This is a genomic window from Labilibaculum filiforme, from assembly GCF_002843315.1.
GTDB lineage: Bacteria > Bacteroidota > Bacteroidia > Bacteroidales > Marinifilaceae > Labilibaculum > Labilibaculum filiforme.
Window position 1 is genome coordinate 142,099 of the sequence record NZ_MVDD01000008.1, and the last position, 22,991, is coordinate 165,089.

Annotated in this window: 17 protein-coding genes and 2 tRNA genes; 4 read left to right on the top strand and 15 right to left on the bottom strand. The window is 34.7% G+C overall.

The genetic code is table 11. The features are described 5' to 3' along the window. Positions 1-84: 84 nt before the first annotated feature. Entirely contained in the window at positions 85-1,074 is a 990-nt protein-coding gene (locus BZG02_RS12530) for an aspartate-semialdehyde dehydrogenase (protein ID WP_101261779.1), read from the bottom strand. A gap of 94 nt (positions 1,075-1,168) precedes the next feature. On the opposite strand from BZG02_RS12530, the gene BZG02_RS12535 reads away from it, so the two are divergent. Then, complete coding sequence (locus BZG02_RS12535; protein ID WP_101261780.1) at positions 1,169-6,694, top strand: lamin tail domain-containing protein; 5,526 nt, start codon at positions 1,169-1,171, stop codon at positions 6,692-6,694. 212 nt (positions 6,695-6,906) lie between these two features. Here the strand turns inward: BZG02_RS12535 and lpxK are convergent, their stop codons facing one another. Both lpxK and sppA read right to left on the bottom strand, forming a co-directional pair. Next, positions 6,907-8,034: a tetraacyldisaccharide 4'-kinase gene (lpxK, locus tag BZG02_RS12540; protein ID WP_101261781.1), complete on the bottom strand. Its 1,128-nt coding sequence runs from the start codon at positions 8,032-8,034 to the stop codon at positions 6,907-6,909. 272 nt (positions 8,035-8,306) lie between these two features. Continuing rightward, positions 8,307-10,100: a signal peptide peptidase SppA gene (gene sppA / locus BZG02_RS12545; RefSeq protein ID WP_101261782.1), complete on the bottom strand. Its 1,794-nt coding sequence runs from the start codon at positions 10,098-10,100 to the stop codon at positions 8,307-8,309. A gap of 181 nt (positions 10,101-10,281) precedes the next feature. Here sppA and folK point away from each other — a divergent pair, with 181 nt between their 5' ends. Then, complete coding sequence (folK, locus tag BZG02_RS12550) at positions 10,282-10,770, top strand: 2-amino-4-hydroxy-6-hydroxymethyldihydropteridine diphosphokinase (RefSeq protein WP_101261783.1); 489 nt, start codon at positions 10,282-10,284, stop codon at positions 10,768-10,770. A 49-nt stretch (positions 10,771-10,819) separates the two neighbouring features. On the opposite strand, the gene upp is transcribed toward folK, so the two are convergent. From upp to BZG02_RS12580, 6 genes are all read right to left on the bottom strand, one after another. Then, positions 10,820-11,476, bottom strand: coding sequence for a uracil phosphoribosyltransferase (gene upp, locus BZG02_RS12555; RefSeq protein WP_101261784.1), 657 nt, complete (start codon positions 11,474-11,476; stop codon positions 10,820-10,822). 96 nt (positions 11,477-11,572) lie between these two features. Beyond that, positions 11,573-12,277: a RadC family protein gene (gene radC, locus BZG02_RS12560; RefSeq protein ID WP_245868090.1), complete on the bottom strand. Its 705-nt coding sequence runs from the start codon at positions 12,275-12,277 to the stop codon at positions 11,573-11,575. A gap of 116 nt (positions 12,278-12,393) precedes the next feature. Beyond that, on the bottom strand, positions 12,394-12,645 hold the full coding sequence (gene rpsT / locus BZG02_RS12565) for a 30S ribosomal protein S20 (RefSeq protein WP_101261785.1): 252 nt from the start codon (positions 12,643-12,645) through the stop codon (positions 12,394-12,396). Positions 12,646-12,673: 28 nt separating this feature from the next. After that, positions 12,674-12,748: transfer RNA gene (locus BZG02_RS12570), tRNA-Glu, on the bottom strand. Positions 12,749-12,807: 59 nt separating this feature from the next. Further along, positions 12,808-12,879, bottom strand: a tRNA-Glu gene (locus BZG02_RS12575). Between the two features lie 234 nt (positions 12,880-13,113). Beyond that, complete coding sequence (locus BZG02_RS12580) at positions 13,114-14,055, bottom strand: hydrogen peroxide-inducible genes activator (RefSeq protein WP_101261786.1); 942 nt, start codon at positions 14,053-14,055, stop codon at positions 13,114-13,116. A gap of 726 nt (positions 14,056-14,781) precedes the next feature. Here BZG02_RS12580 and BZG02_RS12585 point away from each other — a divergent pair. After that, entirely contained in the window at positions 14,782-16,095 is a 1,314-nt protein-coding gene (locus BZG02_RS12585) for an acetyl-CoA hydrolase/transferase family protein (RefSeq protein WP_101261787.1), read from the top strand. 289 nt (positions 16,096-16,384) lie between these two features. Here the strand turns inward: BZG02_RS12585 and BZG02_RS12590 are convergent, their stop codons facing one another. Then, positions 16,385-18,694, bottom strand: a complete 2,310-nt coding sequence (locus tag BZG02_RS12590) for a tetratricopeptide repeat-containing sensor histidine kinase (protein WP_101261788.1) — start codon at positions 18,692-18,694, stop codon at positions 16,385-16,387. Positions 18,695-18,788: 94 nt separating this feature from the next. After that, positions 18,789-20,156 (bottom strand): UDP-N-acetylmuramate--L-alanine ligase, encoded by a 1,368-nt coding sequence (locus BZG02_RS12595; protein ID WP_101261789.1) that lies wholly within the window; start codon positions 20,154-20,156, stop codon positions 18,789-18,791. A gap of 110 nt (positions 20,157-20,266) precedes the next feature. Between BZG02_RS12595 and BZG02_RS12600 the strand changes: the two genes are divergently transcribed. Further along, a complete protein-coding gene (locus BZG02_RS12600) occupies positions 20,267-21,109 on the top strand; it encodes an MBL fold metallo-hydrolase (RefSeq protein WP_101261790.1) in 843 nt (280 codons plus the stop codon). Here BZG02_RS12600 and BZG02_RS12605 read toward each other — a convergent pair. The 4 genes from BZG02_RS12605 to BZG02_RS12620 form a co-directional block, all read right to left on the bottom strand. Beyond that, positions 21,102-21,437 (bottom strand): hypothetical protein, encoded by a 336-nt coding sequence (locus BZG02_RS12605; protein ID WP_101261791.1) that lies wholly within the window; start codon positions 21,435-21,437, stop codon positions 21,102-21,104. The genes BZG02_RS12600 and BZG02_RS12605 overlap by 8 nt on opposite strands. 36 nt (positions 21,438-21,473) lie before the next feature. Continuing rightward, the gene (locus BZG02_RS12610; protein WP_101261792.1) at positions 21,474-21,911 is read right to left on the bottom strand and encodes a DUF2752 domain-containing protein; all 438 of its coding nucleotides are present in this window, start codon (positions 21,909-21,911) and stop codon (positions 21,474-21,476) included. Beyond that, positions 21,904-22,362 carry a DUF4190 domain-containing protein gene (locus BZG02_RS12615; RefSeq protein WP_101261793.1) on the bottom strand — a complete coding sequence of 153 codons (459 nt, stop codon included), beginning with the start codon at positions 22,360-22,362 and terminating at the stop codon, positions 21,904-21,906. Before BZG02_RS12615 ends, BZG02_RS12610 begins: the two co-directional genes overlap by 8 nt. A 153-nt stretch (positions 22,363-22,515) precedes the next feature. Further along, positions 22,516-22,905, bottom strand: coding sequence for a hypothetical protein (locus tag BZG02_RS12620; RefSeq protein ID WP_101261794.1), 390 nt, complete (start codon positions 22,903-22,905; stop codon positions 22,516-22,518). Positions 22,906-22,991: the final 86 nt, after the last annotated feature.

The following is a 22,991-nucleotide window of genomic DNA, read 5'->3' on the forward strand; positions in this document are numbered from 1 at the left end:
TAATTGGATAATTTTAACGCGCACTATTCGCAATATAAAATAAAGGCCAATGAATTTGTTTTCATTGGCCTTATTTATAGAGTGTTATACTAGTTTGTTTTTCGCGAGAAACTCAGCAATTTGAACTGCATTTGTTGCGGCTCCCTTTCGAAGGTTATCCGAAACAATCCAGAGGTTTAAGGTATTTGGATTGGAGAAATCTCTACGAATTCTGCCAACAAATACTTCATCTTTTTCATGAGCATATTTAGGCATTGGGTATTCGTTCGTTTCCATATTATCCTGAACAATTACACCTTCTGCTTCCGAAAGAATTTTTCGAACTTCAGCCAAATCAAAATCATTTGCAAATTCGATATTTACAGATTCAGAATGGCCTCCAACTACTGGTACTCTTACAGCAGTAGCAGTTACTCTGATGCTATCGTCTTTTAATATTTTTTTGGTTTCGTTCGATAATTTCATTTCTTCTTTTGTGTAACCATTATCGGTAAATACATCACAATGTGGAAGACAATTTTTATCTATTTCGTAAGGGTAGGCCATTTCTCCTTTTTTCCCACTTCGCTCATTTTCTAACTGAGTAACGGCTTTAACACCAGTTCCAGTAATTGATTGATAGGTTGAGATCACCAAACGTTCCATTTTATATCGCTTATGCAAAGGAGCAAGAGCAACTACTAATTGTATGGTTGAGCAATTCGGATTGGCAATAATTTTGTCTTCTTTAGTTAAGTCGACAGCATTTATTTCCGGAACAACCAACTTTTTGTCCTTATCCATTCGCCAAGCCGATGAATTATCGACAACAGTAGTTCCTACTTTAGCGAATTCAGGAGCCCATTTTAAAGAAGTGTCTCCTCCTGCAGAAAAGATTGCAATTTGTGGTTTTAAATTAATTGCATCTGTCATACTGATAACTTTGTATTTTTTTCCATTAAATACAACTTCCTTTCCTATAGATCTTTCACTGGCTACAGGGTATAATTCACTAATCTGAAAATTTCTCTCCTCCAGAACCTCCAGTATTTTCTGACCAACCAGACCGGTGGCGCCAACAACTGCAATTCTCATAACATAACTTGGTTTAAATTGTTGATTATAAATTGGATTATAGTTAAATTAGCCTTTTAATCAAAAAGCAAATCAAATTTAAAAGGATTTTTCCATGAAAAAAACTCTTTCCCTTAAATTGTTTTTATTCCTGTTTCTGTTGAACAGTTATTGTTTATATGCCGATGATATATGGAAAACTGATTTCACTAATGATGTTGGCAAAGGTTATTGGGGAAGTAGTTTCGATATGGGCGGAATTACGGATTGGTTTTTGGATATTTCCAATTGTACGCTTTCTGATGACGAAGATTATCTAAAAGTGGTAGCAACTAGTGGAGGCCGATTAGAAGCTAAGGATATTGACGGCGAGGCGACTTGGAAAAGTAAGGTGATTGATATTTCTGATTTTACAGATATATCGATCTCCTTAGTCCTTGCTGAAACAGGCAGTTCGACAAGCGCGAGTAAATTTGCGAAAGCTTACTATGTTTTAGATGGTGCTGAGGAGATACTGTTGGAAGGTAATGGGGATAATGTGGGTAATTGGGGGAGTGTAAATGCAAGTCAGTCAGGTTTAAATGGCAATAGTTTAGAGATTGTTATACGGATAAATAACCCGAATGCTGGTGATTTGGTTTACGTAGATGAGATTGTAGTTAGTGGAAATCCTGTAGTTCCCGAAACGGATAAATTGACTCGTTTATACGCTTCTGAGAATTTTGTGGATCCAGTGCAACTTGGCACTAGTTGCAATGAAAAGGAAAAAGCTTTGCCTTTTTTCCGATTTGTTGTTGATGAAACAGCAGCTGCTGCTGATGGTTTCCCTACTAAAATAGCAGGAATGACCTTTTATAATTCAAATCCCGAAAAGGGAATGAATTGGAAGGAGTGTATTGGCGGACTTTGTTTGTATTTAAATGGAATAGAGATAGTTCCGCAAAATATAATGTGGGATCAAGATTCTATTTTATTGAATTTTAAGGAGGATCAGATTACCATCCCCGATGCCGAAAAAATGGAATTCGAACTACGAATTTATTTGAATGCCAATCATTCATTGCGAGATGGGGAAACGCTGCAATTAAATTGCATGGAGGCAGGGAAAGGTTTTACAACTTTTGTTTCGGGTTCTGGTTTTAATTCAGCTATTGATGAATTTCATTCTGCAGTTCACCAAATAGAGGTGCTTGCCACACGAATGATCTTCTCTGAGTGTCCAGATCATCTTATTCGAAATCGAGATTTTTCCATTTTAGTAGCTGCGGTGGATGATTTCAATAATGTAGATTTGGATGCCGTTCATGCAGTAAGTTTGTCTTTGGAGAAGGGTACTGGTAATCTAGAGTCTTTGAATGGGTTTCAGAATTCATTGGTAAAAGGGGAAGCATCTTTTTACTCCTTAAATTATTCGCAGCCGGAAATCATCAACTTGGCTATTACTAATGCTGCATTCGCAAAAACTATTTCGGAGGATATATTGGTTGAAAATACTTTCGAAACGGATGTAAATAGTCACAATTCTTATGTTGCAGATTCTACTATTTCTTCTTTTCAGACTAAAAAAGAGAAGGCTGTGGAGGTTTTTCGTTTTTCTGTACAGGATGCTGGAAAGGATAATGCTCCAACTATTCTTAATCAGATTAGATTTATTGGATCCAATAAAAATCAAGTAAATTGGAAGAAATGTATCGAAAAGTTTATTGTAAAGAATAAGGGAGAGGAGTTGAATTCGGAGTTTTTGATGGCGGAGAATTATCTGGATATTCAATTTCCGGAAACTGAATTAGCTAGAGTAATAGAGAGTGAAGAAACGAGTCAATTTTCTGTGTATTGCTTTTTAAAAGAAGGAAAAACTGTGGATGGTTCTTTATTTCAAATGGAAATAGATTCTTTACATGCCGGATGGATTGTTTCTGATCTTGGTAGTGGATTAAAAACACAATTTACGGGCAATTTAGCTGGACCTGAATTTACTTTTGAGGTAGTAGCAAAAGAAATGTCCTTTACAAGTATTCCTAAATCAGTAAATTACAAGGAGGATTTTAGCATCCTGGTTCAGCTGATGGATAGTTTGGGAAATGTTGATACAAACTCTGAATTTGAAATAGCGCTTTCTCTGGCTTCAGGAAGCGGAGAGCTTAGCTCCGAAAATTTGAAAATGTCTAGTAGTAATGGGAGTTTTAATTGGGAGCATTTGAATTATAGCGAAGCTGAAAATTTCACTATTCAGGCGGAATGCGACTATTTTCCAACCATACTTAGTGATAATATATCTGGTACCGATAAAACCTCTCTAATTGTTCCTGCTAGCTCTATTTTGTCAACCACACTAAGTTCTTTGGCGACATCTGAAAAGAAAGCTATCCCTGTACTTAATTTCAAAATATTGGATGCTGCAACACATGATAATTTACCAACAATAATTTCCAGTTTAAAGTTCTATAATTTATTTCCCGATGGTTATTTTTCTTGGGAGCAGCATATTTCTGGAGCTGTATTACTATTCAATGGTAATATTCTTGCTTCTACAGCTACTGTTAGTGAAGATTGTATAGAGTTTACTTCATCAAAAGGAGTATTGGACTTGCAAAATAATGGTGAATTAAATCTTACTTTAGCGATTTTTTTTAGAAAAGGGCAACTTCCTGATAATGATTATTTTCAGGTAGGAATACCAAAGAATCATGAATGGAAATGTGTTGAAAGTGGCTCTAAAATACAGGAGACTTTACCAGAAGAAATTGTATCTGAAATTTATTCTATAAGTGTTCAGGCGAGTCAACTGTCATTTGCTTCAAGTCCTTTCGGGATTACTAATTCCCAGGAGAAGTTCAGTCTAAAGATTGTAGCTTGCGATGCGTTTAAGAATATCGATAAAGATGCTGTTGCGTCTGCCGATCTTCGTCTTTTGAATGGAAATGGGGAAATAATTGTACCAAATAACAATTTACCATTAAAAAATGGGATGGTGACTATCGACTCTGTTCAATATTCTGGAACAGAAAGATTTGAGTTAACGACGGAGTCAAATTTGGAGCCCGATTCTATTAAAATTCTGCTTGGCCCGGATGACTTAGGTATTTGTGAAGATTTTGAGTCGAAGAGCCTCGAAAATTGGATGAACACAAAAGATTGGATGGTTTCTTCCTATTTGCCAATTAAGGGAGATTACTCTTTAAAGCACAATTTATCGGAAGAGTATGGAAGGAGTTTCATTTCTAAATCTCTATCTGATTGTAATCCGAATGCAAGCGCAATTAATTGGCAATTCATTATTCGAAATGGAGATTGGGATCCAAGCTCAGGGAATAAATTTGCATTTCATGTGTTGATGGATAATCTCGATCCTGAAAAAGCTACAAGTAAATATTCAGTTGGTGTAAATCAAACCGGAGCTGGTGATTTTCTTAGTTTATGGAGTTTAGATCAGGATCAAAAACTGCAGGTACTTTTGGTATCGAGTTTTAATTGGAATGAAAATGAATCGCTTGCCATTTGGGTTTCCTATTCACCAAATGGCGTTTGGGAAATGCGATACAATCGATTAGGCATTAAGGAAAATTGGATATCTGCAGGGCGTGTTGCTTCCGAAGTAGATACAAGGCAAAACGAATGGTTTTCGGCTTTAGATTTTACTTTCGAAACGGCATCTAGAGCTGGAAATTTATGGTTGGATGATTTACAGATTGAAGCTATTAATACGGCTCCATTTTTAAAGTCATACGAAATTGTGGGTGCCGATTCCTTGCTTTTGGAATTTTCGGAGCAACTCGATTTCCCAAAATCTTCAGAAAGTAAAAATTTTGCACTGAAAAATGCGAATGGGCTTTCTTGCCAACTAAAGGTTATGCCAGGACTTGCCCCAAATTATTTACTTCTAATTTTGGATAATGAATTAAAAACAGGCGATTATTTGTTAGAGCTTTTCAATATTACCGACCTTAAGGGAGCAGTGTTGAAAAAGGAATCCATTCATTTTGGATATTTTGCACCTGCAACTATTCATGATGTAATTATCAACGAACTAATGGTCGACGAAACACCTTCTGCTGGTCTTCCAGAGTATGAGTATATCGAATTGTATAATGCTAGCGAATATCCAATAGCTGTTAAAAACTGGATTTTAAAAGTAGGAGAGAAGGAAGCTGTTTTAACTCCGGATACTATTCCGGCGAAAGGGTATTTAATTCTGTGTGCTAATGCTGGGCTTATGGAATTCAGTTCGTTTGGTGATGTATTGGGAGTTAGTGGTTTTCCGGGTTTAACAAATTCCGGAGGAACAGTTGAAATTCAATCGGATGCTAGAGTACTTATTGATAAGCTAAGTTATTCGGATACATGGTATTTGTCCAACCAAAAATCGGACGGAGGTTGGTCCTTGGAACGAATAGATCCTAAAAATACTTCGTGGCAGGAAAATAATTGGATGGCTTCTGTAAACGAGTTAGGAGGAACTCCGGGTACAACTAATTCTATTTATGCTGAAAATCAAGACATTGTCACTCCTAGTATTGAATTATGTAAGTGTATTTCAGCGAATGGTTTACAACTTGTTTTTAGCGAACCAATGGAAAGTGTGGCTATGTTTAACTTAGCTAATTTTCAAATTTCACCAGATTTAATTCACCCTAAAGAAATAATTCAGATCGATTTATCGGGTAGGGAATTTCAATTGTATTTTAAAGAAGATTTTATTGTAAATAGTCAATATCGACTCATTTTTACAAATGAAATTAAGGATTTAGCAGGAAATATTATATCCGTTAAAGAGTGTGATTTTTGGGTGCCAGGTTTGCTTTCGGAAGGAGATTTGGTGATTAATGAAGTCTTGTTTAATCCTTATCCCGATGGATCGGATTATGTGGAGATTGTAAATATTTCGGATAAGGTAATTGATTTATCGAAACTTAAATTAGCCACCCGAACTGAGAATTTTGAGTTAACTGGTTTAGTTACTGTTTCGGAGCAATTTTTACTCCCCAATGAATATTTATTGCTCACCGACGACACCCTAAATATTCAACAGAATTACGCTACTTGTAACTCAGTCGCTTTTTGTCAACTTAAATCTTTCCCTTGCTTTTCGGATAAAACTGGACGGGTGGTTCTTATTTCAAATGATGAATTGATTGATGAGTTTGCATACCATGAAAATATGCATTTTGAATTATTAGCATCTAAGGAAGGTGTCTCTTTGGAAAGGATCAATCCAAATGGGGAAACGAATAGTGAAGCCAATTGGCAATCTGCGGCGCAAAATGTTGGCTTTGGTACTCCTGGATTACAAAATTCGGTTTATAATAGCACCAATAGTTTTACTTCTGAAATAAGTTTGGTTCCACAAGTGTTTACTCCAGATAATGATGGTTTTGATGATCGTTTGCTAATTCATATTCATGTAGATGATGATGCTTACCTAACTACGGTTCGGATCTATAATTCAATGGGGATTGAAATCCGAAAATTAGCGAACAATTTGAATTTAGCCAACGAGGATTCTTTATTTTGGGATGGATTAACTTCGCAAAAAGAAAGAGCTCCAATAGGAATATATTTAGTGTATATCGAATTATTTAGTCCAAATGGGAAACGCAAAATTTTTAAGGAGTCCTGCGTGTTAGGTGGAAAATTCAATTAAATAATTAAGAATAGCTCGGCATTAGGCGAATGTAAAAAAAAACAGCTATTGATAATTTGTATTATTTTTTGTAACTTAATGATGCTTAGGGTATTTGGGTGGAATAATTTAGAAGTAAAATGTTTTAAAATTGCTTTAAGCGATAGCTATTAATTAATGTAGTGGTTATTTGATGGTAAAGTTAAGGGGAATCAATTGATTCCCCTTTTATATTATATCGAGTCGGTTTTGATGTTATGCAGATTACTGGATCGTTTGTTTTTTTGCACATAGTTCATTATCTGAACATCAAATTTTGACTTGTCATCATTCAAAAATTTTATCCGTAAAGGGATAAAAAATAGATGCTTTTTAATTGAATCCTGATTAATCTTCATATCGTAAAAACGAGTGGCATCTTTTTCTGTAGTAACAATTATTTTATTTTCACCTTCCAGTTTTTCAAATCGAGAATGGATCATTTCAATATCTTTAGAACCGAATGAGTAGTGGTCAGGGAATTGCACCTCTTCTACCGAATGCGAGAAGTTTTCGAGGTATTCTCGTAAAGGTTTTGGATTGGCTATACCAGTTACTAAAAGAATCGAAAAATTCTCTTTTCCCCATTCTTCATTAATAATATTGATTGCATCGTTTTTAAAAACGGGTACTAAATTTCCGTAATTAAGACAGGTAAAATATAAGGATTGAAAGGGGAGAAGATCTAATTCTTTCACAATTATTCTTCTATCAATAGGAGTCATATCCTCCGGAGATTTACTTACAATAATAATATTGGCTCGATCTTTCTCACTTGCACTTTCGCGTAGCCTGCCATACGGCATTATAAAGTCTTGGGTAATAGGCCGATTATAATCTATTAATAAAACCGACAAACCAGCTTTTATAGATCGGTGTTGAAAGGCATCATCAAGTAGAATTGCGGCCAAATCGTTACCATGTTCCGATTGTAGCAGGTTTTTCACGCCATTTACTCTTTTCTTATCTACCGAGACTAAAATATCCGGAAATTTTCTTTTAATCTGCATTGGTTCATCACCAATCTGATAGGAGGTAGAAGAGGCATCGGCAAGTAAATATCCTTTTGATTTTCGTTTATATCCTCTACTAAGTGTAGCTATTTTATAATCATCTTTAAGTAAGGTAATTAAGTATTCGATGTGAGGTGTTTTTCCGGTTCCGCCAACGGTAATATTTCCAACCGATATGATAGGGATTTTAAATTCAGTGCTGGATAGTAGGTTGAAATCGAAAAGTAAATTTCGTACCGAAACAATCAACCCATATAGCAAACTAAGAGGGAAAAGTAGACTTTTCAGGATGGGGGATAGTTTTTTCATTCGATAATAAATTTGAAAGAGGTGAAAAGCCTAATTCGGATAAATTGCACGGTGTAGTTGAATATATTGCCTAAAATTACAGAAATAATTCAAATGATAATAATTTTCTTACAGCGGCAATTAAAAATCATGCATGCTAGGCATTTAAGATAGGAATTCGTTGCTTCAATTTATAATTTATAGATTGATATTTGTGAAATAGTTCGTTTCTAGATAAAAAAAAGATCTTCATTAAAATGAAGATCTTTTTTTTTAAAATCAAAATTATTTTTTTAGTGTAGATCGATTTCATAAGGAATACGAGCTTGAATTCCTCCAAATTGAATCAGATCTTGTGTTTTTTCGTAGGTGTTATAGAAGCTACCCAATTCATTTTTAAGAATACGAGTTTTTGCAGAACCAGTTAATTCTTCCACAATAGCTTCAATAGGATCTTTTAGTTTAGGAAGAGAAACAATTCTATAGTCTTCAACTCCCGATTTTTCTTTGGCTAATTGAATAGCTGTTTCCAATCCTCCTAAAATGTCAATCAAACCATTTTTTTGTGCATCCATTGCATTCCAAACTCTACCTTGAGCAACTTCATGTACTTGTTCAACAGTCATGTGTCTTCCTTCGGCAACGCGACTTAAAAAAGTATCGTACCCGTTGTTGATAATGTTTTGAACAATTTCTTTTTCGGTTGGTGTGAATTTTCTCGATGAAATAGGTAACATTAATGGGTAACTACCTCCAAAAGCAGCATGTTCATTAGTTCCGTAAGAATCGGTTGTTAAACCAAACTTCTCTCTTATTAATTCTTCACCCGAAAAGAATAAACCATAAATTCCAATGGAACCAGTAATGGTATTTTTATCAGCAACAATAGTATCTGCAGGACAAGCAATATAGTAACCACCCGATGCCGCCACATTCCCCATCGATGCAATTACGGGTTTTGCTTCTGTTGCTAATTTTACTTCTCTCCAAATAAAGTCAGACACATTTGCATATCCTCCTGGAGAGTTCACCCTTAAAACAATAGCTTTAATAGTTGAGTCAAGACGAGCTTCGCGAATTGTTTTAGCCAATTCAGGTCCTATGGCATTTTCGTTTTGCTCTAGGCCAATTGCGCCACTAGCATAAATAACTGCAATTTTATTTTTAGAAAATTTATAGTTTGCATCTGGTCCTTTTTCGTAATCGGCAGTACTTACAAGTCTTAATTTCTTGTCTTCCTTAATGTCGGATAATTTTCTTAGTTTATCTTCCATCTCATCTTCATAAATCACTCCGTCGATTAGTCCATATTTTTTAGCATCGTCTGCTTTTCTAATAGCAACTTCGTCAATTAGTTGATTTAATTTTTCAACCGAAATATTTCTTTCTTCGGATATTCCTTCCAGAAGTTGATTCCACATAGCACCAACATAAGCCATGGTTTGTTCGCGACTTTCATCACTCATATCATCGCGGAAATATTGTTCTGTTGCCGATTTGTATTTTCCAACCCGAATAACTTGAGCTTCAACTCCAATTTTCTCTAAAAACTTGCGGTAGAAAGTTCTTTCGCCACCCATACCCAAAAGAAACAAACCTGCTTCAGGGTTTAGAAACACACTATCGGCAACCGAAGTTAGATAATATGCTTTTTGAGAATGACCAAAGTTGTTGTAGCTAACTATAAATTTGCCACTTGTTTTAAATTCTTTTAATTTATTTCTTATTTCTTCGATGGATGCCATTCCTCCGAAATTTGCAGGAACATCTGTTACATTCAGGTAAATACCTTTTATTTTTTCATCTGTTTTGGCTTTTTCAATATTAGTAAGTATTGTGTTTAGGCCAATATTGGCATCTGCACTCATGGTTAAAAAATTGAAGTTGGCCATCGGGTTATCAGAACCACGATCGACTAATTGTTGATTTAACTTGATTTCCAGAATGCTCTTTTCTTTTATAGTGACAGGTTTATCGCTACCTGCAACCACTGCAGAAATGATAATTATTCCGAGAAATAGCAGTACAAAACCGCCAATAATAATTCCTAAAATGGAGGCAAAAGTAAATTTGAAAAAACTCTTCATATGAGATATATTTTTGTGGATATTTAATTAATAACTAATAATTATAGATTATGGTAAAATTAGATATAAACAAATATATTTAATTTAGTTGAGATGGACTTGGTGCAAGCTCTTATTTTCGATATTCATTTTGATATCGGGGTTTTCTTTGTTTCTTTTACCGATAAAACAAGAATTTCACATGGCGAGAGTATATTTTTTATTGGGAGGGAACCTCGATAATAGAGAGGAAATCCTTTCAGAGGCAATTTCGAGGATGAAATTGAGGATAGGAGAGTGCACAGCTAGTTCATTTATTTACGAAACAGAACCTTGGGGTTTTGAGCACGAGCAGAATTTTTTAAATCAAGTGGTTGTGATTGAAACCCGACTAGAAGGATTGGAAATATTGGATATTACTCAACAAATTGAGAAAGAATTAGGACGGGTTCGTAAAAAAAATCAGTACAGTGAAAGAACTATTGATATAGATATTCTTTTTTACGGTGATAAAATTATTGCTACCGATCGATTGGTGGTGCCGCATCCACGAATTCAGGAAAGATTATTTGCACTGGTTCCGTTACTCGATGTTGCGCCGGAATTCCTGCATCCTATTATAAACAAAAGCATAAAGGAACTACATGCAACTTGTTTGGATACAATGGAGGTAAAAAAGTTTAAGGAATAAAAAAAGGCTTGTTTTTACAAACAAGCCTTTTCAAATATACTATTTTAATTTATCCCAATTTTGCACCAAATGCAAGATCACCTGCATCACCACATCCAGGAACAATATATGATTTTGAATTTAAATCTTTATCAACAGCTCCCATCCAAATAGTGATATTCTCGTTAGGAAGTTTGTTTTTGATAAACTCAACACCTTCTTCACTACCAATTACGGCAACAATATGAACGTGTTTAGGAGTGCCTTTTGTAAGCATTGCTTTGTATGCTAGTTCCATAGAAGAACCTGTAGCAAGCATTGGATCAGCAAGAATTACAACTTTACCATCTATGGATGGAGAGGAAATGTATTCAAAATTAATTTTGAACTCACCATTGTCTGCATATTTTCTGTAAGCAGATATAAAGGCATTTTCCGATCTGTCGAAATAATTTAAAAGTCCGGTATGCAAAGGCAAACCTGCTCTAAGAATTGAAGCTACAACAACTTCGCACGAAGGAAGGTTTGTAAGTGATTCTCCAAGAGGAGTTTGTATCGAACTTTCACTGAAATCCAATTCCTTACTGATTTCGTAAGCAAAAATTTCTCCAACTCTTTCTAGATTTCTTCTAAAACGAAGAGGGTCTTTTTGAATGTTTATATCTCTGATTTCAGCTATGAATTGATTAAAAAGAGAGTTTTTTTCTCCTAAAGTATTGACCACCATGTTTATTTATTTAAAATTTAGCTGAGCGCAAATATAGCCATATTTCAAAAATATTAGACAAGGAATTGCTTAAAAAGTTGATAAGTCTAATTCATTCTAAATTAGGCCTTCGTCGGCGAAGCTAAAAAATTGATTATCTGCAATAATTAGGTGATCCAATACGGCGATACTCATTAGTTTTCCGGCTTCGCTTGCATTCTTGGTTACTTCTTTATCGGCTGCAGAAGGTTGTAGGTTACCCGAGGGATGATTGTGGCAAAGAATTAGGTTGGTTGCTCCTAAAAGGAGGGCATCTTTAAATACCAAGCGTACATCAAATACGGTGCCGGTGATTCCACCTGACGATACGTTTTTTATTTCGACTATTTTATTGGCGCGATTCAAGTAAACTACCCAAAATTCCTCGTGTCCTAAATCTTCTACATAAGGGGAAACAATTTCAAAAGCATCCTGACTGCAGGTAATTTTTTGTTTTTGCTTAGATGGAAAAGCTTTTTGTCTTCGTCCTAATTCCAAAGCCGAAATAATACTAATTGCTTTTGCCTCACCAATTCCGGGGATTTTTATTAAATCTTGAATAGTTTTTTTTGCAAGAATATTTAGGTCGTTATCGCAATTAGAAAGCATCGATTTAGATAGTTCGACTGCTGATTGTTTTCGGTTGCCACTACCAATGATAATTGCTAAAAGTTCGGCCGAAGATAAACTTTTAACGCCTTTATACATTAATTTCTCTCGGGGACGATCCTCTACAGCCCAATCTTTAATGCTTAATCTTTTATACTCATCCATTTTTTTCATGTATTATAACTTAATTAAAGTTATGAATATATATGAAAAAATCAAACGAGAGATTACTGCATGCCAAAAAAGGGTTCTCATGGAGAACCCTCTATTATAGAGTAGTAATTTCTTACTTACAGTTTGTTAACGTATAGAGCTAATTTCGACTTTAAGTTAGCCGCTTTGTTTTTATGAATTACATTGATTTTTGCAAGTTTATCTAACATTGCAGTAACCGTTGGTAATAATTCGTTAGCAGCTTCTTTATCAGTAGTAGCACGTAACTTTCTTACAGCATTTCTAGTAGTCTTCGCGTAAAACTTGTTGTGTACGCGTTTTGCTTCAGACTGTCTTATTCTTTTAATTGCAGATTGATGATTTGCCATCTCTTAAAGTTATCTAATTTATTTATCTTGGTAGTCCGTAGGGGAATCGAACCCCTGTTACCAGGATGAAAACCTGGCGTCCTAACCCCTAGACGAACGGACCATTATCTTTATTTTTGCGTAGCAAAGATAAGTTAAAAATAACTTGCTACAAATTTTTCGTAGTCCGTAGGGGAATCGAACCCCTGTTACCAGGATGAAAACCTGGCGTCCTAACCCCTAGACGAACGGACCATTTATTTTAAAGAGTTGCAAAGGTAAATCAAAATTTTAAATTTGCAAGCGTAATTCTTTATTTTTTTTCTTTCAAAAACTAAAGGAATAAAAGCAGTAATGGTGACCGCTATTTTTTTCTTTAGCGATGCAAAGTAAGAGATAATTCTTTGAATTGGCAATACTTTATTTGAAAAAAGATTCACTTTTTTTATCGAATAATTCTAACTGCTTCTTTCTTAGAATAAAGAGTGCTTAACGCCATTCAACAATTGTTCCTCTCGCACTATTTAAAAGGTCTTTCGGGATGATGTTTTGGATACTTTTAGCCAATAGATCGAGTAATTTATTTTTAGAATAATGACGAGAATATACCAAACTAACTTCCCGCAACGGATGCAAATTTGTAAATCTTTTAATTTGATTCAGCTTGTCTTTGGGTAAATATTGAGTAGCTAATTCAGGAATTAGGGTAAAACCTCCTTCTTTATCTACAATTTTCATCAATGTTTCTAAGGAATTGCTTTCAAACTCGAATGGTAATTCCTGATGTTGCAAATCGTGCATTTCACAAAGATTGATTACCTGATTTCGAAAACAGTGGCCATCGCCTAACATCCATATTTCCGGAGTTGCAATATCTTTAACCTCAATAATCGATTTTTTTAGCAGTTCATGATCCTTGTGTGCGTAAATCATCATCTCTTCGTAAAATAAGGGTCTTTCCTTTATTTTATCCTCTTTAGCAGGAGTAACAAATATGCCAACATCTATTTTATCCTTTATTAAGCTTTTTATAATATCTTCCGATACCATTTCTTCCACCTCTACCTTAATAGCAGGGTAGTTACGGATATAATCGCCGATAAACATTGGCAATAAAAAGGGGGCAAGTGTGGGAATAATACCAATCTTCAAGCTTCCTTCAATTGTATTTTTATGGTCGTTTATAATATCATTTATTTTCTTTGTATCTCCTAAAATAATTCGGGCTTGCTCGATAATAGCCGCACCAACATCGGTTGGGATAATTGGTTGCTTGCTGCGATCAAATATATTGATATCTAAAAATTCTTCTAGTTTTTTTATCTGCATACTAAGTGTTGGCTGTGTAATAAAACACTTGTCAGCAGCAGTGGCAAAATGGCGGTAAGTATCAACTGCAACGATATACTCCAACTGGGTAATTGTAATCATGTTTATTGAGTTTGGATTAAGGTTCAAATATAAAGATTATCTATTGGTTCATCAGCATTATTGATTTGATAGATGATAAAAAGTGTGGTAGATTTGGAATAGTAATTTAAACCAACAATTATTTTGTATTTCGTACGAAGGTTATAAACAGCTAAAGTAGCATACTTTACGAAATTATGGGTTACAAAAAATAATAGTTTGATAGTTTTTGTTATTTAAGTTTTATTAGATGTTTGGGTTTTGTAGCCGGGAATTTATTCCCGGCTTATTTCATATGATTATTATTTGTTTTTTAGTTGTCATATGGAACTTACCATGCTGAAATAATCATCTCCCTGTGTGTAGAAAGCTTTGTACATGGACGTTTCATATGATTATAATTTGTTGTTTAGTTGCCATATGGAACTTACCATCCTGGAATAATCATCTCCCTGTGTGTAGAAAGTTTTGTATATGGACGTTTCATATATGTAAATGAAGTACTTAGGTGTACTTTAACGAATTCGTAAGTGCCTGTAAGAAATCATTTGAGAATTCCATTTGTCCTACCTTCCTTTTATTTTTAATATTTTTTTTGAAGATGCTTCGCAAAAGCTTAATTATGAACCATTAGTGCAGATATGTTTTGTAGCACTAATGCTGAAAAACAGAAATTGAACTCAAAAAATATACTACTTTAGTCGGCGATTTAGAAAATATTAAAAACATCATAAAACCGATTAAAAAATGCACAAAGAGATCAAAATAGTTTCTTTTGAGGAAGCAGCAAAGGTGATTAAGTCTGGTGATAGAGTTCATTTGCACTCTGTTGCATTGGCTCCACACAAATTTATAAATGCAATGTGTGAAAGAGGTCGTAGAGGAGAAATTTACGATGTGTCTATTCAGCATCTTCATACCGAAGGTCCGGCACCATATGCTGACGCTGAGTTTGAAGGTATTTTTAATTTGGAATCTTTGTTTGTAGGTGCTAATGTTAGAAAGCAAACACAAGCAGGTTATGCTGATTACATTCCTGTTTTTTTGAGCGAAACTCAAAAAATGATTCGTCAAGGTATTCTTGACGTTAATGTAGCTGTTGTACAAGTAAGTCCTCCAGACAAACATGGTTATGTATCTTTAGGAACTTCAATAGATTGTTCTCTTGCTGCTGTTGAAACCGCTGATACGGTTGTAGCAATTATCAATCCAAATGTTCCACGTGCTTTCGGTGATGCATTGATTCCATTGAGTATGTGTGATGTGTTCTGTGAAGATAATTCTCCACTTGTTGAACATCACAATGCTCCTCTTTCGGATATCGAAATTGCTATTGGAAAGAATGTAGCAGGTATTATTCCTGATGGAGCTTGTCTTCAAATGGGTATTGGTGGTATTCCTAATGCTGTATTAGCTCAATTGGGTAATCACAAGAATCTTGGTATTCACACTGAGATGTTTGCTGATGGTCTTCTTCCATTGGTGGAGAGCGGTGTTGTAAATGGAATGAACAAGAAATTGGATAAAGGTAAAATCGTTGCTAGTTTCTTGATGGGAACTAAGGAACTTTACGATTTTGTTGATGATAATCCAGGAGTATTAATGATGGATGTTGGTTACACTAATGGTGTTGAGATTATCAGACAAAATCCAAAAGTGTGTGCTATCAACTCTGCTTTATCAATTGATATTACAGGTCAGGTTTGTGCCGATTCAATCGGAACAAAACATTACTCTGGAGTAGGTGGACAAATTGACTTTACTCGTGGTGCTGCGGCATCAGAAGGTGGTGTGCCTGTTATCGCTATGCCTTCAGTAACTGGTAAAGGTGTTTCTAAAATTGCGCCAACCCTTTTACAAGGATCAGGTGTTGTAACAACTCGTAACAATATGCATTGGTTTGCTACTGAGTATGGATGCGTGAACCTTTATGGTAAAACATTACAACAAAGAGCTAAGGCAATTATTTCTGTTGCTCATCCTAATTTTAGAGAAGAATTAGATCAGGCAGCATTCGAAAGATTTGGTAGCCACTATCACTTTGTTGCTAAAAAATACTAATACTATTCAGATATTCTGATAAAAATAAACGAGGCCTTTTACGAGGCCTCGTTTTGCATTTAGCAATAGCCAAGTCGAAAACGTAAAAGGAGAAAGTAATTTTTTTTTAAGGATGAGTTTTGGTAGGAGTTTGGAAAACTGCCAATAATAAGTTGACCACCATAAGAGCTTATAGGCACGCAATTTAACTTATGCATGTAAGTAACCATTGCTAGGTGAAAAGTTATGCATTACACGGTATTCTGCCGTAATCGGTGCTGTGAAGTTTGCTTTGGAGTACAACTTTTGGTTATTGATCTTCTACTTTCGGAACCGAACCCATTAATTTGTCCGACTTAGGAATTGTAATGTAAAAACTACTCCCTTTTCCTTCCTCACTATCGGCCCATATTTTTCCGCCATTTTTCTCAACATATTCTTTACAAAGGAGCAAACCAATTCCAGCACCTTTTTCTTGTGCGGTTCCTAAAGCAAGGTAATTATTGTCTAAACGGAATATTTTATGGAGATTAGTTTTACTCATTCCCACTCCCTCATCCGAAAAGTCCAATTCTATCCAATACTTTTTTTCTCGGGCTGAAATAGTAATTTTTCCTTCGCGGTAGGAGAATTTTATCGCATTGGAAAGTAGGTTTTTGAATACTTCGCAAATGGCAGCAGTGTCTGCATATGCCTTTGAGGAGCTATCCAAATTAAAAATTATTTTAACATTCTTCTCCACGAGCTGTTCCGAAAGTTTTGTTAAACTATGGTCCAAAAGTTCTTTCACATTAAAGAGGCGTGGTGAAAATTTTGTTTTTCCCGATTGAGAAGCAGACCAAAGTAAAATATTTTCAACCAAATCGTAGGTTTGAAAGGACAAGTCTTTAATGTTTTTCGATAAATCTTTTTGTGTTTCAATTTTAGCTTGATCAAAACTCTCAAGAAGTTTAGAGCTCATGAGTTTCATATCATTAAAAGGAGTTCGTAAATCGTTTGAAATGATATTGAAAATTTTATCCTTTGTAAGATTTAAATCCCGAAGCGAAACTTCTGTCTCCTTTAGCAGAGAGTTTATTTCCTCCAACTCGTTATTTTTCTCTTTTAAAGCTTGTGTTGCTTCCTTTCTTATTTTGATATTCTTGTTTGCGATATAGCCGATTATTCCGGCAAGTATTATTAAGGCTACAAAAAGATAAATTACGATAGATTGTTGTCTGCTGTATGCCTTCAAACTTTTAATTTCATCTTTATTTTTTGAAATCTGATAGTTCGCTTCAAATTCAGCAATTTTATCTTTATCAATCTGATCTACTATGCTATCGTATTGAGTGCTTGAGAATTCGCGGAAATATTCCAATGCCTTTTTATAATCGCCTTGGTTCGAGAAATATTCAAATAAATTTTCCGATGCAATTTTTTGTAAACTTCTGTCTTTGCATAAATTAGCATGATCGAATGCCAAAAGTAGATAGTCTTTTGCTTCCTTATCGGGATAATATTTCATTAATATTTCGCCGATGTTGTTCGAGGAATAAGCAATGCCTTTATAATTTCCTATCCTTTTATGAATAGTTAATGATAGTTTATGGTATTCGAGACTTTTGTCGAAATTATTGTAAGTTTCGTAAAGATTTCCGATTAACGAGAATACATTTGCTTGTTCTTTCTGATCGTTTGTTTCGTCGTAAATCTTTAAGGCATCGTTATAATTTTTTAATGAAAAATCTAATTCATTTAGATCCTTGTATACGGTTCCTATATTTTTGAGTGTAGCGGCAATAAAGAGTTTATTTCCTATTTCTTTTCTTAAGGCAAGAGATCGATTGTAGTAAGCAAGAGATTCGTTAAAATTGTTTAATCTCCAATAGATACCTCCAATATCATTTAATGAAAAAGCAATAAGTGTTTTATCGCCAATTTCTTCTCTAATTTCAAGAGCCTTGCTGTAGTAATCGAGTGCTTTATTCGGTTTGTTTAGGTTCTTGTATACATTACCAAGGTTGTTTAGAGAGGAGGCAATATCCGATTTATCGCCTAATTCAGATCTAATTTCGAGTGCTTTAAGGTAGTATTCCAATGCGTTGCCATAATCTTTTTTTAGCCAAAAAACACTTCCAATATTATTTAGAGTATAAGCAACTTCTTTTTGGGTTCCACTTTCTTTCCTGATTTCCAACGATCGATTAAGATGAATAAGTGCTTCGTCGGATTTGTTAAGAGTTTTATATATTTCCCCAATATTATTTAGCGAGCTTGCAATTCCTTGTTGGTCATTAATTGTTTTTCGAATTTCTAAAGCTTGATTCTGGCAGTCGAGTGCTAACCTATAATTATTTACTCTTCGATATAAGTTTCCTAAATTATATAAGGATGCCGATTTTTCAATAGGATTGCTTGCGTTAAGAATCACAATTTCTTTTGCATACTCGATACTTTTGTCGGGATTTGTATCCATATACAATCGAGAAAGTTCTTTAAGTAATGCAATTCTTTCTGATCCTTCAGTAGTTTTTAGCAACTCTTCGGCATTCGGAATTTGATTCTGAGCTTGACCCATTACTGTCGTAATTGGGAAAAGAAGAAGAATTAATAAAAAATATTTAAGCTTATAAAGCATAATAATACTTGCTTTAGGGTTGGTTCTGCAGTAAAAGTAGTATTTATTTATCTTTTCCAACAATATAAAAATATTTGTAATCGTGTTACTTATATTATTTGGTATTTACAATAATATCTTCGGCAAGTTGAGGAAGGTTTACACCGGTGAAATTACCTGAACTCATCAATAAAACATTTGTATTTTTAAAATTCATGGTAAGAAGATCGGATATTAGTTCCTTCGAGTTAATATACACTTTAAGATTAGTTCCTCCAAATGCGTCTTGTACCTGTTTGCTATTTATTGGTTCCAATTTTTTGTGCTCAATGGTTTTTGGATCAAAATATACGAATGCCTGATCGGCCATGCTCATGGTGTTTTTGTAATGAGGCAGAAATTCTTTTTTTAAGCTACTAAAGGTGTGAAGCTCCATGCAGGCAATTAATTTTCTATTTGGATATTGTTTTTTTACTGCTTGTGTAGTTGCTTTCAATTTGGATGGAGAATGAGCAAAGTCCTGAAAAACACAACAGTTGTCGTTTTCTGCAAGCTTTTGAAGACGACGTGCTGCACCAGAAAAATTTTGAATACTTCGGTAGAAATCCGAATCTTTTATTCCAATACTTTTACAGATATGAAAAGCTCCCATTAGGTTTTGTAGATTATGCTCTCCAAATATTTCAAGGGCAAACTCCTGCTTATCGGTGATTAAAATTGTTTGGTTATTTTCTAGTCTGAAAGGGTGTGTGTTGTAAGGAATATAAGTTACATCTTCTCTTTTCTTTGTAAGAATTTTTTGAATGTGTTCATCCTTTTCAAAATAAATTAAGCTACCATTGGGCTGAATTAAGTTAGTGAATATTTCGAATTGCTCCACATAATTTTCGAAGGTTGGAAAAACGTTGATATGATCCCAGGCTATTCCAGTAAGTAAAGCAATATGAGGATGGTAAAGGTGAAATTTCGGTCTGCGGTCAATTGGAGAAGATAAGTATTCATCTCCTTCGAAAATGGCAATTTTCGTATCTTTAGTCAGTTTCACCATAGTTTCGAAACCTTCAATTTGAGCACCTACCATATAATCGAAATCAATGGCATTTTCTTTCAAAACATGCATTACCATGGATGTAGTTGTGGTTTTGCCGTGGCTTCCACCAATTACAATTCGGGTTTTGTCTTTTGTTTGTTCGTAAATATATTCTGGATAGGAGAAAATTTTTAATCCTAATTCCTGTGCTCTTAAAAGTTCCGTATTATCAATTCGAGCATGCATTCCTAAAATAATAGCATCAAGGTCGGAGTTTATTTTTTCAGGAAACCAGCCCCATTTTTTAGGCAATAGCTTGTGTTTTTCCAAACGAGATCTTGACGGGTCAAAAATTTCATCATCGGAACCCGAAACGGTAAAGTCTTTTAAATGCAATGCTATTGCAAGATTGTGCATGGCGCTGCCACCAATTGCTATAAAATGTACTCTCATTGATATTCGTTTTTAAAAATTGTATTTTTGACCTGTATAAGTGATTAGGTCTGTAAAGCAGTATTTACAGTATAATTTAGCATTAAAGATAACATATTTACTTAGAAATAATGGAAATATATAATATAGAAACAGGCAATTTTAAGTGCGACGGAGGGGCAATGTTCAGTGTTGTACCAAAACTTCTTTGGAGTAGGAAATATCCTAGCGATAAGGATAACTTGTGTAACTGTGCAATGAGGAGTTTACTTGTGGTTGACGGAGATCGTAAGATTCTGATTGACAATGGAACAGGAGATAAACAGGGCGAGGACTTTTTTAAGCATCATCATTTAAATGGGGAGGCTAGTTTGATTTCTTCGCTTTTGAAGCTTGGTTTTTTGCCAAGTGATATTACAGATGTGGTGTTTACTCATTTACATTTCGATCATTGTGGGGGAGCAGTAAAGCATAATGAAAAAGGAGATGGTTTCGATCTTGTTTTTCAAAATGCTACACATTGGGTAAGTAAATTACAATGGGATAATTTTAATAATCCAAATATTCGGGAAGCAGATGCTTATTTTAATGAAAACATTGTGCCTATTCAAGAAGCCGGGAAATTAAAATTGGTAGAGAAGGAGGGAGAGTTGTTCCCTAATTTTGAATTGCGATTTGTAAATGGTCATACGCCAGGCTTAATGGTTTCCATTATAAAGAATGAAAATTACAGCTTGGTGTTTGCCGGAGATTTTATTCCAACCGCCGCAAATGTTCCAGTAAAGTGGTTGGCTAGTTACGATTTAAACCCAACATCATCTTTGCAGGAAAAAGAATCTTTTCTTTCGGAAGCAGTTGCGAATAATTACATCCTATTTTTTCAGCACGATATCGTAAATGAATGTTGCAGTTTGGTACAAACATCCAGAGGAGTAAAAGTGGACAAGTGCTTCTCTCTTTCGGATATTAAATAACACTTAATTCGCTCTGGTAACCGTATTCTGCCAGAGCATTTTCTATATTTAGTATCCTTTGAGTGATCGTTTTTTTCGTTCCAAAATCTTTGTGCGAAGAATTGAGAGAGTGTAAATAATACTCTAATACACGAAGTTGAGTGGAAAGAGTCGACTTTTCAAATTTCTTTTCCAAATCAAGATGTTTAATACCATTCTGATCCAGTAAGCTTTGCATAAAATATCCAGCTCGAATAATCCTTTTGGATAAATTGAGTTCATTATGAACATGTAAAACCATTAGACTGGTCAGTAGCGCGAGAAAAACAATCACAAGTAGTGCTGACATATCGTAGGAGTTAGTTTAATAATATTTAACTTACCACTAGTTTACGATGGTTTCTCGAAAAAGTTTTAAAGTGAAGAAGATTAATGGTTTAAAGGCATGGTAAAAGCCAATTGTAGAGAATAGGATATCTATAAGTACATATGGTTTTATCCATGAATAACGCTCATTTATCCAAATAAATGAGAAAACTCTAAAAACGAACTGAACCACAAAAAATAGAAAAATAGCTAAGCCATAAGGATTAAATGTTTTTGCCAGTTGTAGGTTGCCACGTACAATTGCAGAGAAACAACGAGACAGTCCGGTGGAAGGACTGGCTTCTTTCGTAATTTGAGTATAAAAAGATGGAATAGGATGTTTGCTTTCTTCTGGCGAAAACAGAGTGGCGTAACTAAATATGCAAAGAATAATTCCGGCTAACGAGAGGTTAATTATTTTGTAATTTTGTTGAGCCAAATAGGAGGAACTACTCATTATCTATCTTAATATCGATATTGATACTGTCCGTTTTTATATGAATTGAATCCACACAAACTTCATCCAATTGTTCTTCCAGTTCTTGAAGAGCATCCTGTAAGTCAGGGTTGTAAACAGATTCATCAATCACTTCCTCCATTACATCTTCTACAAAACCTTCTATTTCGTCTTCGCTTAAGTTCGCAATACCTACTACAAAAATCAGCCAAAGTGATGCAACCAGCACACCAATGCTGGAAACAATTAAAGCTGTAATATTAATTCCGCGGGCACCATTTTCACGATTGGCCTGACTAAGTCCTACTGCACTTAAAACAATAGCTAAAATTCCTGGAATAATTGCGATAACTCCAATGCAAGGAATAAATCCTAACATGAAAGTTATGATTCCCAGTACTAATCCAATAATTCCTAGTGTTTGTCCGGCATTTGTGCGCTCTTGTTCCATGATTGAGTTGATTGATCTAAATGATAAAGGTACTAATTTTTTGATATTATTAGTAAAAGATCTTTTTCCAAAGTTGTTTTTGACCTTTCGATAATTCGCCCTATTTCTTCGTTATTTTGGAAAATGATTACTGTTGGTACATTGGTAATATTATTATCTTTTGCATCGAAATCGGGAGAAGATTTTATGTGTGTCTAATGCATTCATTTTAAGCTTGTCAAAGGGGAATTGAATTTCTTCTAATATTTTAATGAAACGAGGTACTTCTCTATGACTGTCGTGACACCAGGAACCTATGATTAGGGATATAGAAATAGTTTCGAGTTTTTGTGTTCGAAGCTCTTTTACAATTTTGGTATCGGCTAAATAAGAATCAGGTTTGGTTGGATACCATGTAGAGCAAATATCTAGTTTAAAAGCGTCTAAGGTAATTTGGCCGTAAAGTATTTTTTTAGTGATTTGCGTATCGTTGATGCTTTGGTTTTGAGCGGAGATATTAAAGATGTTGAAATAGATAAAAAGTAGTAGAACTAGATTTTTCATGTACTCGAAATTTTAATTAAAGCTAAAATTTAGCACAAAAAAAGACAGGAACGGTGTTCCTGTCTTTAAATATAATGATAATAAAA

What these genes read in the sequence shown, in the direction of transcription:
- BZG02_RS12530 (WP_101261779.1), bottom strand. Translation starts at nt 1,074, where the DNA reads ATGAGAATTGCAGTTGTTGGCGCCACCGGTCTGGTTGGTCAGAAAATA.
- BZG02_RS12535 (WP_101261780.1), top strand. Translation starts at nt 1,169, where the DNA reads ATGAAAAAAACTCTTTCCCTTAAATTGTTTTTATTCCTGTTTCTGTTG.
- lpxK (WP_101261781.1), bottom strand. Translation starts at nt 8,034, where the DNA reads ATGAAAAAACTATCCCCCATCCTGAAAAGTCTACTTTTCCCTCTTAGT.
- sppA (WP_101261782.1), bottom strand. Translation starts at nt 10,100, where the DNA reads ATGAAGAGTTTTTTCAAATTTACTTTTGCCTCCATTTTAGGAATTATT.
- folK (WP_101261783.1), top strand. Translation starts at nt 10,282, where the DNA reads ATGGCGAGAGTATATTTTTTATTGGGAGGGAACCTCGATAATAGAGAG.
- upp (WP_101261784.1), bottom strand. Translation starts at nt 11,476, where the DNA reads ATGGTGGTCAATACTTTAGGAGAAAAAAACTCTCTTTTTAATCAATTC.
- radC (WP_245868090.1), bottom strand. Translation starts at nt 12,277, where the DNA reads ATGAAAAAAATGGATGAGTATAAAAGATTAAGCATTAAAGATTGGGCT.
- rpsT (WP_101261785.1), bottom strand. Translation starts at nt 12,645, where the DNA reads ATGGCAAATCATCAATCTGCAATTAAAAGAATAAGACAGTCTGAAGCA.
- BZG02_RS12580 (WP_101261786.1), bottom strand. Translation starts at nt 14,055, where the DNA reads ATGATTACAATTACCCAGTTGGAGTATATCGTTGCAGTTGATACTTAC.
- BZG02_RS12585 (WP_101261787.1), top strand. Translation starts at nt 14,782, where the DNA reads ATGCACAAAGAGATCAAAATAGTTTCTTTTGAGGAAGCAGCAAAGGTG.
- BZG02_RS12590 (WP_101261788.1), bottom strand. Translation starts at nt 18,694, where the DNA reads ATGCTTTATAAGCTTAAATATTTTTTATTAATTCTTCTTCTTTTCCCA.
- BZG02_RS12595 (WP_101261789.1), bottom strand. Translation starts at nt 20,156, where the DNA reads ATGAGAGTACATTTTATAGCAATTGGTGGCAGCGCCATGCACAATCTT.
- BZG02_RS12600 (WP_101261790.1), top strand. Translation starts at nt 20,267, where the DNA reads ATGGAAATATATAATATAGAAACAGGCAATTTTAAGTGCGACGGAGGG.
- BZG02_RS12605 (WP_101261791.1), bottom strand. Translation starts at nt 21,437, where the DNA reads ATGTCAGCACTACTTGTGATTGTTTTTCTCGCGCTACTGACCAGTCTA.
- BZG02_RS12610 (WP_101261792.1), bottom strand. Translation starts at nt 21,911, where the DNA reads ATGAGTAGTTCCTCCTATTTGGCTCAACAAAATTACAAAATAATTAAC.
- BZG02_RS12615 (WP_101261793.1), bottom strand. Translation starts at nt 22,362, where the DNA reads ATGGAACAAGAGCGCACAAATGCCGGACAAACACTAGGAATTATTGGA.
- BZG02_RS12620 (WP_101261794.1), bottom strand. Translation starts at nt 22,905, where the DNA reads ATGAAAAATCTAGTTCTACTACTTTTTATCTATTTCAACATCTTTAAT.